This window comes from Pseudanabaena sp. UWO310 (genome assembly GCF_006861605.1).
GTDB lineage: Bacteria > Cyanobacteriota > Cyanobacteriia > Pseudanabaenales > Pseudanabaenaceae > Pseudanabaena.
Window position 1 is genome coordinate 31,099 of the sequence record NZ_SELU01000049.1, and the last position, 11,813, is coordinate 42,911.

At 42.0% G+C, this 11,813-nt stretch carries 11 protein-coding genes; 6 read left to right on the forward strand and 5 right to left on the reverse strand.

Annotated elements, in window-relative coordinates; genetic code table 11:
* Nucleotides 1–116: 116 nt before the first annotated feature.
* From sufC to PseudUWO310_RS15965, 3 genes are all read left to right on the forward strand, one after another.
* Entirely contained in the window at nt 117–899 is a 783-nt protein-coding gene (sufC, locus tag PseudUWO310_RS15955; protein ID WP_009627519.1) for a Fe-S cluster assembly ATPase SufC, read from the forward strand.
* Entirely contained in the window at nt 899–2,302 is a 1,404-nt protein-coding gene (gene sufD, locus PseudUWO310_RS15960; protein ID WP_142602999.1) for a Fe-S cluster assembly protein SufD, read from the forward strand. The genes sufC and sufD overlap by 1 nt, the downstream gene beginning before the upstream one ends.
* 665 nt (nt 2,303–2,967) lie before the next feature.
* Nucleotides 2,968–5,115, forward strand: coding sequence for a transglycosylase SLT domain-containing protein (locus tag PseudUWO310_RS15965; RefSeq protein WP_142603002.1), 2,148 nt, complete (start codon nt 2,968–2,970; stop codon nt 5,113–5,115).
* Between the two features lie 200 nt (nt 5,116–5,315).
* On the opposite strand, the gene PseudUWO310_RS15970 is transcribed toward PseudUWO310_RS15965, so the two are convergent.
* From PseudUWO310_RS15970 to PseudUWO310_RS15990, 5 genes are all read right to left on the reverse strand, one after another.
* Entirely contained in the window at nt 5,316–6,530 is a 1,215-nt protein-coding gene (locus PseudUWO310_RS15970) for an efflux RND transporter periplasmic adaptor subunit (RefSeq protein ID WP_142603004.1), read from the reverse strand.
* 664 nt (nt 6,531–7,194) lie between these two features.
* Entirely contained in the window at nt 7,195–8,181 is a 987-nt protein-coding gene (gene chlG / locus PseudUWO310_RS15975) for a chlorophyll synthase ChlG (RefSeq protein ID WP_142603006.1), read from the reverse strand.
* Between the two features lie 50 nt (nt 8,182–8,231).
* Nucleotides 8,232–8,861: a retron system putative HNH endonuclease gene (locus tag PseudUWO310_RS15980; protein ID WP_142603009.1), complete on the reverse strand. Its 630-nt coding sequence runs from the start codon at nt 8,859–8,861 to the stop codon at nt 8,232–8,234.
* Nucleotides 8,858–10,180, reverse strand: coding sequence for an AAA family ATPase (locus PseudUWO310_RS15985; RefSeq protein ID WP_142603012.1), 1,323 nt, complete (start codon nt 10,178–10,180; stop codon nt 8,858–8,860). The genes PseudUWO310_RS15980 and PseudUWO310_RS15985 overlap by 4 nt, the downstream gene beginning before the upstream one ends.
* Entirely contained in the window at nt 10,171–10,425 is a 255-nt protein-coding gene (locus PseudUWO310_RS15990; RefSeq protein WP_142603014.1) for a toxin-antitoxin system protein, read from the reverse strand. The genes PseudUWO310_RS15985 and PseudUWO310_RS15990 overlap by 10 nt, the downstream gene beginning before the upstream one ends.
* A gap of 224 nt (nt 10,426–10,649) precedes the next feature.
* On the opposite strand from PseudUWO310_RS15990, the gene PseudUWO310_RS15995 reads away from it, so the two are divergent.
* The 3 genes from PseudUWO310_RS15995 to PseudUWO310_RS16005 all read left to right on the forward strand — a co-directional run bounded on the left by PseudUWO310_RS15995 (nt 10,650) and on the right by PseudUWO310_RS16005 (nt 11,621).
* On the forward strand, nt 10,650–10,841 hold the full coding sequence (locus PseudUWO310_RS15995; protein WP_142603017.1) for a hypothetical protein: 192 nt from the start codon (nt 10,650–10,652) through the stop codon (nt 10,839–10,841).
* A 100-nt stretch (nt 10,842–10,941) separates the two neighbouring features.
* Nucleotides 10,942–11,277: a DUF433 domain-containing protein gene (locus tag PseudUWO310_RS16000; protein WP_142603019.1), complete on the forward strand. Its 336-nt coding sequence runs from the start codon at nt 10,942–10,944 to the stop codon at nt 11,275–11,277.
* Nucleotides 11,274–11,621: a DUF5615 family PIN-like protein gene (locus tag PseudUWO310_RS16005; RefSeq protein ID WP_142603022.1), complete on the forward strand. Its 348-nt coding sequence runs from the start codon at nt 11,274–11,276 to the stop codon at nt 11,619–11,621. The genes PseudUWO310_RS16000 and PseudUWO310_RS16005 overlap by 4 nt, the downstream gene beginning before the upstream one ends.
* Nucleotides 11,622–11,813: the final 192 nt, after the last annotated feature.

Sequence of the window (11,813 nt, forward strand, 5' to 3'; positions counted from 1 at the left end):
TTCTAAGGCAAAATCAAAAGCGCAAACCCTTACTCTGATTGTTTTTTGTTTTACAAATGAGTACACAGTCATGCAAAACGCTATACAATATTAAATAACTGTTAAGAGAAACATAGATGATTGTCGAAAATAGTGAAGTAATTTTATCAGTCAAGGATTTGACTGCGGAAGTGGATGGAGTCCAGATTCTTAAAGGACTAAATCTCGAAATTAAGGCTGGTGAAGTCCATGCGATTATGGGCCCCAACGGATCGGGCAAAAGCACCTTCTCTAAAGTATTAGCAGGACATCCTGCCTATACCGTCACGGGCGGCGAGATTTGGTATAAGGGTAAGAATCTTTTAGATTTAGAACCTGAAATTAGATCTAGAGAAGGCATATTTTTAGCTTTCCAATATCCACTGGAAATTCCAGGGGTAACGAATTCTGATTTCTTGCGCTTGTCCTATAACAATTTGCGCAAGCATAAGGGGTTAGAGGAGTTAGATATTATTGATTTTGATGACTTCATTCAAGAAAAGTTGGAAATTGTGGAAATGAATCCATCATTCTTGAGCCGTAGTGTTAATGAAGGATTTTCGGGTGGTGAGAAGAAGCGTAATGAAATCTTGCAGATGGCGATTCTCGATCCCACGTTAGCAATTCTGGATGAGACGGATTCAGGGCTAGATATTGATGCATTGCGAATTGTGGCTGGTGGTGTGAATAAACTCTCAACGCCTCATAATTCCTCTCTCGTCATTACCCACTATCAGCGCTTGCTCAATTACATTATTCCCGACTTCATTCATGTGATGGAAAATGGCAAGATCATTCTCACGGGTGGTAAGGACTTGGCGCTAGAACTAGAAGAGAAGGGCTATGACTGGCTCAAGGAAGAAGAGGCGGTGTTGGCATAATGGCTATTCAAGTTTCTGAACAATTGGAAGATCAAGCGGAATTTAAGGGTGCGTTAAGTACGCGCAGTAAACTGGCTGTAAATAGTGAACAATTTGTAGCTCAAGTTGTAGGTTTGCGCTCTGATACTGCAAGTCCTGATCAGGATACTAACGATTTTGTTAGCAATCTGCGTCAGTTGGCTAGCGATCGCCTAGCAACCCTATCTTTCCCCACCACTAAAGACGAAGAATGGAAATATACCGATGTTTCCGCTTTGGGGACTTTGACTTTTGCCAATCAACCTGCGATCGCTTCCCGCACAGCTAACCTTGAAGCGCTGATTGCCAATAATATTGCGCCAGAATCTTTAGGCAACTGTCTAGTATTTGTGAATGGAAAATATCGCAAGGACTTGTCCGATACTAGTGATGTAACTGAAGGCTTAGTTATTGGGACATTAGCTAGTCTTGGCGATCGCCTGTTGCCAAAATTGCGATCGCACCTCGCCCAGCATCCCGATGCGAATGATTATTTTGCAAGTCTCAATACGGCTTGCATGGAAGATGTGGCGATTATTCTCGCGCCTAAAAATTTGGTGGTCGAGAATCCTGTGCAATTACTCTTTATCTCTGCTCCCCAAGCAGGTGAGGCGACTTTAATCACCCAGCCTCGTTGTTTGGTGATTGCCGAAACCCATAGCCAATTGACCTTTGTACAAACCTTTGTTGGCGAAAATAATCACATTTATTTCACCAATGCGGTGACGGAAGTTTGGCTAGCGGAAGGCGCTCAGGTCAATCACACCAAGGTGCAACAGCAGGGGAACGAAGCGATTCATATTAATACTATAGCGATCGCCCAAGCTAAAAATAGTGTCTATAAGAATCAAGCGATTAGCTTTGGGGCAAAGATTTCTCGTCAAAATTTGATTGTGCATCAAATGGCGGAACAAACGGAAACTTCGCTCACAGGTTTAGCCTTTATTGACGATGACCAATTAGCCGATACCCATTCTTGCATTGCCCACAACTATCCCCACGGCTCTAGCAAGCAATTGCATAAATGCATTGCCGATGGTCACTCCCATGCGATCTTTAATGGCAAAATCCAAGTCGCGAAGTTAGCCCAACAGACTGATTCGGCACAGCTAAGCCGCAATTTGTTGCTATCGGGCAAGGCGCGAGTGGATACTAAACCTCAATTAGAAATTTTTGCGGATAATGTTAAATGCGCTCACGGGGCAACGGTTAGCCAATTGGATGCCGAAGAAATCTTCTATCTCCAAAGTCGGGCGATCGATGCCGAGAGTGCGGCGAATTTACTTACCTATGCCTTTGCGACGGAAGCGATTACTCAGATTCCGATTTTGTCGGTGCAGCGATCGCTAAGTAGCTTTGTACTTGCAAAGACCAAGGATAGTTAAGTAACTCAATCGCTATAGGTAACGGATATGCTATCGCCTTGCAGTAACCAAGAAGAGAAGGTTAACTGAGCATAGTCGAAGCTATAGCTACAGTCACTTGAATTAAAACCCAAGAATTAATTGGCGGCGCTTCGCGCCGCCAATTAATTCTTGGGTTTTATGTCCTAGTACAATTGGCGACAGCTATATAGCAGCCATACAGTACAGTTGTTGATTTTTAGATTTAATTGTCTCTATGGCAATGATTGATTGAGTTAGTACAAATCAAATCAAAAAAGACGAGTGGTCGTGGGAAGCGCTGCTACTCGTCTTTTTGAGTTTATGGCTAAAGCAAAACTTACATTGCTATGGCTAAATAATATTAGTTAAGAATCATCATCTAAAAACAAAAATGAGAGCCTGTAATGACCATTAGACAATCAGCATAGGTTTTTCAGCGTTAACTTTATCAAACCAACTTATCTAACAATTCTTTGTTTTATTTCATTACTTTTACGTATTCACACAAGAACCAGAAAAATAACTAGCAAATTTTTTAGAAAGTTATCCATTCGCAGATTGCCTCGTAATTCCCCATAATTCTTTTTCGCAAAGGTTTGTTTTATCATATCTATAAAAAATGCTAGGATGCTGACCATTAAGAATGTATCGGGATGAGAAAATTAATGCGTTGGTCAATTGTGCTTATGCTCAGTGCTACATTAGCAGGAGCTAGCGCCCCACTAATCTCAGCAACTTCTGAGGATAATCTCAGTCTGAATTCCAGCCTTGCTAGTAACACCAATTCCTTCGACCCTTTGATCTACTCTCCGATCGATCTCAGGATTGCTAAACTCGAAACTCAAGCCAAAACGCCAAGCTCCAGTAATGATGCTGAGTCCATGCGAGCCCGTTTGGTACTTGCTGATATCTATCTCAATAATCGCAAAGCGCGTGAAGCGATCGCCACTCTTGATCGACTAGAAGAAAATTATCCCGTCCTCGCCGATTACATTCTACTGAAACGCGCACAGGCCCAAACCCAACTCCGCGATCTGCAAGCAGCCAAAACTACTTGGGAAAGTCTCTTAGCCAAGTTCCCCAATAGTCCTGCTACGGCTGAAGCTCTGTTTGCGCTGGGGCAAAACCAACAGCTTTTACAAAAATTTCCTGCCCATGCGCGATCGCAAGAAGTTGTGCTGCGTCTATTAGCGCAGGATCCCAATCGAGTCGATCTCATGGCGCACTTAGCCACCTACTTTAGCGATTACAAAGAAATCGTACCCATCCTCAATCGTCTGGTAGCGAGTTCTCCTGCGCTTACCACTGATCAGTGGTGGGCAGTTGCTGATGCTTACTATTACAATTTTGAATTTGGTCGAGCCGCTAATGCCTACAGTCGGGCTACGCCTAACCCCATCACAGCCTATAACTACGCCCGTAGCCTCCATCGGGGCAAACAATTTGATGCGGCGATCGCGGCCTATAATCGTGTCGTGCAGCAGTTTCCACAGAGCCCCCAAGCACCGCGAGCCCTAATTCGGATTACGCAGATAGATTCGCCAGAAGAAGCCCTTGCCGCCACCGATCGCATTATTGCCAGCTATCCCGATACCGCAGGCGAAGCGTTAGCTCTCAAGGCTACCATTTTGCAGGATAAACTCGATAGCCCTAAAGCAGCTAGTGGCGCAAGGAATCTATTGTTAGAAAAATACGGTAATAGTGAGGCAGCCGCAGATCTACGTTGGCGGATTGCTAAAGGTCAAGCGCAGGGAGGACAAACCCCTAAGGCGATCGCCTCAGTTGAAGCATTAATTGCCAATTCCCCTGACAGTAAATCCGCCGCCGAGGCAAGTTTTTGGGCAGGGAAATGGGCAAACCAAACTGGGGATAAGGCGAAAGCCAAAAGGTTTTTTGAGTTTACAATTCGACAACACCCTGATTCCTATTACGCATGGCGTGCCGCGAGTTCCCTAGGTTGGCAAGTAGGAACTTTTACTACGGCTCGTTACACTACGCCAAAGATCGCCTTGCCCAGTGCCCGCCAGAGTTTACCCGTGGGCTCGGCAAAGCTGCAAGAACTGTATATTCTGGGTTTGGATCGCGATGCTAGATCTCAATGGCGATCGGAAATTGCGGGTAAGCGGAACCTCGAACCCAAGGAAATTTTTAACGATGGTGTATTGCGCGTAGCCAATCAAGACAATCTCATCGGTATTAAAACCCTCGAAAGTTTAGATTGGATTGATGTGCCGCAGTCGCAAAAGGCAGATATTGCCCAGCTTAAGCAGCATCCTGCCTATATGAAATCCCTTTACCCCTTCCATTATTGGGACTTGATTTCCAATTGGGCAAACGATCGCAAGCTTTCTCCAGCCCTTGTCATCGGGTTAGTGCGTCAAGAGTCACGCTTTGAAGCGCAAATTCGTTCTCGCTCAGGTGCGATCGGACTGATGCAAATTATGCCCGACACGGGATCATGGATCGCCAGTAAAAAGGGGATCAACAACTACAACCTCGATAATCCCGAAGATAATATCAGTTTTGGAACTTGGTACTTAGACTATACCCATAGTCGCTATGGCGATAATTCGATGCTTGCCGTAGCCAGTTATAATGCAGGACCTGGAGCAGTAGGACGATGGGTAGAGTCTAGGGGAATTGGCGATCCCGATGATTTTGTCAATAGCATTCCCTACGACGAAACCAGAGATTATGTATCGAAGGTTTTAGGTAACTATTGGAATTACCTGCGTTTATACTCGCCATCGGTGCAACAACAGATATCCGCCTTGCAGCAAGCAAATAATCTCAATGCTTCTAGCAAATTCTAAATCCTAAATCAATTATTCGGGGTTATAGCAAGTTAAGAAATGGCGTAGCCATTTCTTAACTTGCTATTATTTAGCCTTAATTAAGTAGCTACAGTCACTTGACTTAGGACAAATCAAACGCCAAGGATTGACTGGCGGCGCGAAGCTCCGCCAGTCAATCCTTGGCGTTTATGTCCTAGTACAATTGGCGACAGCTATAGCTATTTTTTAGGCTGTTCTGCAAGGGGGGCGATCGGCGCACCGTTGCGGAGTTGGAGAATTCCAGCAACGACGATCCTATCTTTAGAAGTTAGCCCTTCTAATACCTCTTGTTTGTTACCAGTAATTTTGCCGAGCTTAATGGCTTTTTGGTTAGCAACTAGTTGTGTTTGCCCATTTACCGAACTTTCTTCGGCAACAAAGATAAAATCTTGACCGCCAAGGCGAGAAATTGCGGAGGTAGGAACGACAACGCCAGAACGAGAATCCCAAATCAATCTCGCTCTAACAAACTGATTTGCCTTTAGCTGATTGTTTCCATTATTAAAGTTCGCTTTTACCAAAACTGATTGATTTTGAGAATTGATATTTGGCGAAATAAAAGCCACATTTCCTTTAACAAGGGATTTATCCTGAGCGTCTAACAACTCCACGGGCATTCCCATTCTCAATCGCGGTGCATTCTCAATGGGTACGGCAATCTGGACTTCTAATACTTGGTTTTGCGTGACTGTCGTTAGTTGGGTCGTACTATTTACATTATCGCCGACCTTAACAGGAATATCGCCCACGATACCTGCAAAAGGAGCAGTTATCGTATAGTAATCTAATTGAACTTCTTGTTGAACTGCGCCAGCGCGAGAGGCTTCGATCCTTGTTGCGGCACTGTTAATACTAGCTTTTTGAGCCTCGATCTGGGCATCGATTTTCCCTAGTTCGGCTCTAGCACTTCTTAAGTTATTAGAAACTTCATCCAGCTTTTGCCTTGCGAACGCTCCTTGTGTCACCAAATCAGAATAGCGCTTATACTCTTTTTGATTGAAATCAAGACTAGATAAGGTGGACTCTTTACTGGCAGTTAGTTGAGCAAGAGTGGCTTTAGCACTTTCAAAGTCAGACTGGGAAGTTGCTAAGGTTGCTACTGACTGCTGTACTGCGGCTTGTTGAGTCGCGGGATCGATCCGTAAAATAGGCGTTCCTGCCTCGACCCGATCACCTGCTTTAACATAAATCTCTTGCACATAGCCGTCCACTCTTGGTTGAAGGGTGACAGATTGGCGCGATTGTAAATTGGCGACGTAATCTGAGCTATCGGTGACGGTTCCTGTCTCCACCGCAGAAATTGGTACGGGAACTGCGCGCACTCCATTACCTTGGGGTGCGGCAGAGCAAGAAACCAGCAAAACACCAATTACAGCGCCTAATGACTTACTCAATGATTTATCCCTCAATGATTTATTTGGTATAGCGATTGGCGATCGCGGTCTTCGGTCTTGATGTTTAATCATGAATATTGGCAAATGATATCTGATGTATCGGCTTTCTTTGCCTATAGATAATAATCAACATTCATCATCACTAAATCACCCTTTAGGAGCTATTTCCCATTAAGTATAATCAAAGCACAAAGCGCTACCTATAATGCTTGAGTTAGTTAGTATAGCTGCTGTCAAATGTATCAGAACATAAAACCCAAAATAGTGTTGCTGCGCAGAGCGCGGCAACACTATTTTGGGTTTTCATTTTGTCCTAATTTAAGACTGTTGGCAGCTATACAAGTCAAAGCCCCAAAGATGAGTGGCGGTGCTTCGCACCGTCACTCATCTTTGGGGTTTCATGTTCTAAGCAAAACTTGCATTGTCATACTTAATATTTAGAATGATGGCAATTTACTGAGACAAACCAACAATTCAATGAATTATAGCTACAGTCACTTGAATTAGGACAAATCAAACCCCAAGAATTGGCTGGCGGTGCGAAGCGCCACCAGTCAATTCTTGGAGTTTATGTCCCAGTACATTTGGCGATAGCTATAAAAAATAAATCCCATAGATTTTTGAGATTCCCAAAATGGCGTTGCCATTTTGGGAATTGATATAATTAGATTCCTGCATGTCCCATGGCAATTCCTGCGACCAACATCCCGATTACCAGAAATGGTTGGGCGCTAGCTTGATATTTCACATCATTTTTAAGCGGATCGCGGAGGAAGTACATATCTTGGAAGGTAATTTGCGGAATCACCAATAGTACAATCAAACTCGCTAGTAACTGTTCGCCAACAGTAACCAAGTAAATGGCGATACCAATTTGGAAGACATCGATCGCTGTTGCTGATAGTAAAGCGGCTCTCTGGACTCCAAACATCACGGGCAAAGATTTTAATCCTAATTCGCGATCGCCTTCCACGCTCTTAAAGTCGTTAACTACGGCAATCCCTAAACCTGCGAAGCTGTAAATCAAGGTGACAATTACTACTGTCCAGTTGAGATGTCCGTAGAGGGCATGTCCTGCCCACCAAGGTAGGGCGATATAGCTGGCTCCTAGGGCATAGTTACCGAGCCAACCATTCTGCTTGAGCTTTAAAGGTGGCGCAGAATAGATATAGGCAACAAATGAGCCGCCTAGTGCTAATTTGGTCATGATAAAGTCGGCATGACCTGCGGTGATATCGAGAATCGCGGCAACGCCAATACCACCGAGCAACAAAATCCAGATCTGAGCAATGACTTGATTGAGAGGGATTGCTCCCGATGGAATCGGGCGATATGGTTCGTTAATTGCGTCAATTTCGCGATCGTAGTAATCATTAATCGTCTGGGTATAGCCCGTCAGAAGCGGCCCTGACATGAGCATACAAAGTAGCGATCTAAATACATTTTCTATCGACCATGTAAAATCACCAGAGGATGCAGCGCCACAGAGTACGCCCCACATTAGGGGTATCCATGTAATCGGTTTCATCAATTGCAAGCGGATCTTCCAGATCGAAGCTTCTTTAATGTCCGCACCTTTCATTCCGAGCATTTGGCGGGTACGGGCTTCGCGAGACTCGCTCGCTGGTACGTCAGGGGTTGGAGACGACATATTTACAAAAATTTATAGACTTGCGGTTGATTATAGCTTTTAGGCGATCGCTATAATTTGTATTTCAAGTACCAAATGGCTATTTGGCAATATTCACTATAGTAACCATTTGCATCTTTATCACTCAGATCATTGATAACTTTTTGTCGGATATTTGTCGTCCAAGTTGTATTTGGAAATTTTTTCCGAAGTTGATCAAGTACAACATCCAGAGCAGCTTTGCGATTCTTTTTTAGAAATTCGAGATTTAAGTTTAAAGTCTCATTCAAATCGCGATTGATCGATGTGTCAATAGAATAAATTTCACCATCAGGACGATATCTGATTAGGTTTTCACAGTTTTTATCGCCTTCTATGGGATTGATTGTAATTTCACTATCTCCTTTTCTTGTATCACAATGTTGCTTTTGAGGACGCGCTCCTTGTTTACCCATGCAAGCACCGAGCAAATTCCTATAGTCGAGTTGACGAGATATGTATTTGGTTTGAGGTTGCCAATGTTCTATCTTCATTTCATCTAATTTGATGCGACTCATACAATAGCAACAAATATATCCTTGTTCTTTTAGCAAAGATTCTCTAAGTTTATCTTTGTCTGGATAGTTGTCATAGTTAGCATTAGCTTGAGATCGATGTTCTACAAGAGATCTAGGCTCTGATTGTTTGATGATCTTTTTCATTTCACCTTAGACAAAAAACTAATCAGAGTATTTGCCTTCACAATTTCTGAGTCGTTATGACCAAGTAAATCAGATAATTCATGCAGCAATATTTTGGCTTCTTCGATTTGACCATCATCGATTTTATATAGGCATTCCGTTAGTTTATTTTGAATTTCTACAGGTCTTTCAGTGACTCCCATTAGTTCGGATAAAATCGAGTTACTATCACGTCCAAAGGTATAGGCATCAGCAGGATAAACTTGAAAATCTTCAACAATAAATACGTTCTCTTTTTTAACGTTACTCAGAACTTGAGGGGAGTGAGTTGTAACAATAAACTGACAGTTGGGGAAAGTACTTGTCAGACGCGGAATAATATCGCGTTGCCACTGAGGATGTAAATGTAGTTCTATTTCATCAATTAGAACAATTCCTTCGCCTTCTAATGCATTTTTTGTAGGATCTGGATTAGCGATCGCTAATCTTCTCGCAATATCTGCAACCATCACTAATAGATTTTTTTCACCATCAGAAAGCTGATTAAGTACTAGCTCATGGTCTTGCTTTTTAAGCACAATCTGCATACGCGATCTTTTTACCTTCATATCTGTATAGTCAGGTAATATAGATAAAATCGCCTGCCTTACAAAATTTAATTGGTAGTCTTGATAATTCAAATCACCGTCTAATTTAAGCTCTTGTTCTAAATCTTCATTGTGTTTAAACCATGCAAAAAATGTGTGGAAATTAATTTCATACTGATTAGTAGCATCTGTATAACAATGCAGTTGAGATAGCTTAGCTCTATTCGGGAACCAAGGATCGCTTCCAGACAAACTATAATGTGTAACTGATCTTTTGGTGGAATAGCAAACTACAATTGGAATGCTTCGGTTTGGATGACTGTCTATTTGAGTATGAATAAATTCTTTGAAATTTTCTGCATCATCAAGTTTGCTAAGTTCAAAACTACGCCGAGGTTCTTCGTCGCTACTTGAAGGATATCCAAAAAAGTATAGTAATTGAAGATTTCTAGAAAATTGTTTCTTTAAATCCGAAGATGAGACTGTTAACTCATTTATAGTTTCTCGACATTCGTTAGAAATATCACTTTCTGAAAAACTGGGATTCAAGTCATATACAGAATTTCCTTTGCCATTTCTTTGAACTAAAAGAACTTGGCGCACTAATTCAAACAATAAACTATCCAAACAATCGATAACACTTGATTTACCAGAGCCATTCACACCAATAAAAACAGCAAGATTTGATGGAAAATCTATAGTGACATCTTTGAAGCCCCTGAAGTTTTGCATCCGCAATTTTTCTATATGCATAGCTTCTTTACACCATCAGCTAATATTTGATCCCATTTCTGACGCTCATTAAGCTCATCTTGCCACAGTAACTCGTCTTTCCTTAAAGCCGCAAAAGCCTGATTTGCTTGCAAGAGAAACAACTGTCTGCGATATTGCTCCACCGCTTTGTCTAGCAAAGTTTGTAAATTATCACCAGACTGTTTAGAAAGTCTTAAAAGAACCTCATGAGTATTCTTGTTTATAGTTATAGCGATTTCAGACATAGCTAAACCTTAAAGATATATATTTGATTTTAGCAAATACTACGGTGATACTTGTAAGTTATCTGATGAATTACATCTTACCTAAAGAAATATGAATTATTCCCGATTCTAGTACAGCCTTCACGATGAAAAATGGTAACAAGCGATCTCCTCTCGCAGAGCAATCAAGATATCGCCCAAACTCGAAAGGTAATATAGTCGTTATAGATTGTTGATAAAAAATTATGAGCATCCAAGAACTAGAAACAGCAATAAAAAAGCTATCTGTTAAGGAATTAGCCAACCTAACAACATGGCTAATCGATTACCCTGAGCAAATATGGGATCAGCAAATAGAAGACGATCTTGACTCTGGAAAACTTGATCAATTATTAGACGAGATCAATCGCGAGTATGCAGCAGGTTTAGCAAATTAAAGTCATTCTTGTTTTGGATTGGCATACATAGCGATTATGATGCAATTTTAGATCGGTAGGATTTGAACGATATTTAACATTGGTTAATCTAAAAAATATTATGACATTAGTAGTTACTGCTGAACCAGTTCCACTCAAAACCGACATCAATGGCGTAGTGCGCGTTGGCAAAACCCGCGTCACCCTCGATACAGTCATCAAAACCTTTCAGAATGGGGCAACTGCTGAAGAAATTGTTTATCGCTATCCATCCCTGAAACTAGCCGATGTTTATACCACCATTAGCTTTTACCTCAATCATCAGCAAGAGGTTGAAACATATTTACAGCAACGGCAAAATCAAGCGCAAACAATCCGCAAGATGAACGAGGCAAAATTTGATCCTCAAGGATTGCGCGACAGATTAATTGCACGTCAGGTAGAGCAAGCTTCATGAAGTTCCTAGCTGATGAAAACTTCGATAACACAATTATCAGAGGTTTGCTACGCCGTAAGCCAGATGTTGACTTAGTTCATGTTCGAGATGTGGGTTTAGCAGGAGCGGATGATCCGACAGTACTAGAGTGGGCAGCCCAAGAAAATCGTGTACTTTTAACTCATGATGTTGCTACCGTAACCCACTATGCCTATGAGCGCATGGCGGCAGGTCAATCCATGACAGGAGTTATTGAAGTTACTTTTGATGCTTCTATTGGGCGAGTAATTGAAGATCTTTTATTCATCTTAGATTGTAGTCTCGAAGGAGAACTAGAAGGTCAGATCTACTATCTTCCTTTATGAATGGCAAAATTTGCTTAAAATATAATTAATCCAGTCTAAGCAAGCAAGAGTTTTATATGTCCCCGCTAAGTACAGGACAAAAATTTAATGGAGTTGAAGAAAGCAGAGGAATTAACATCGTCATGAAGGTTAAGGATGATATCACGAAGGAAATCAAAGCCAAGGCGAAAAATACTCTTAGGTAAACGCCCA

Excerpts from the sequence above, each read along its gene's own strand:
- PseudUWO310_RS15995 (WP_142603017.1), top strand. The coding sequence starts at position 10,650 with ATGAGCATCCAAGAACTAGAAACAGCAATAAAAAAGCTATCTGTTAAG.
- PseudUWO310_RS15980 (WP_142603009.1), bottom strand. The coding sequence starts at position 8,861 with ATGAAAAAGATCATCAAACAATCAGAGCCTAGATCTCTTGTAGAACAT.
- PseudUWO310_RS15965 (WP_142603002.1), top strand. The coding sequence starts at position 2,968 with ATGCGTTGGTCAATTGTGCTTATGCTCAGTGCTACATTAGCAGGAGCT.
- PseudUWO310_RS15990 (WP_142603014.1), bottom strand. The coding sequence starts at position 10,425 with ATGTCTGAAATCGCTATAACTATAAACAAGAATACTCATGAGGTTCTT.
- sufD (WP_142602999.1), top strand. The coding sequence starts at position 899 with ATGGCTATTCAAGTTTCTGAACAATTGGAAGATCAAGCGGAATTTAAG.
- PseudUWO310_RS16005 (WP_142603022.1), top strand. The coding sequence starts at position 11,274 with ATGAAGTTCCTAGCTGATGAAAACTTCGATAACACAATTATCAGAGGT.
- PseudUWO310_RS16000 (WP_142603019.1), top strand. The coding sequence starts at position 10,942 with ATGACATTAGTAGTTACTGCTGAACCAGTTCCACTCAAAACCGACATC.
- PseudUWO310_RS15985 (WP_142603012.1), bottom strand. The coding sequence starts at position 10,180 with ATGCATATAGAAAAATTGCGGATGCAAAACTTCAGGGGCTTCAAAGAT.
- chlG (WP_142603006.1), bottom strand. The coding sequence starts at position 8,181 with ATGTCGTCTCCAACCCCTGACGTACCAGCGAGCGAGTCTCGCGAAGCC.
- sufC (WP_009627519.1), top strand. The coding sequence starts at position 117 with ATGATTGTCGAAAATAGTGAAGTAATTTTATCAGTCAAGGATTTGACT.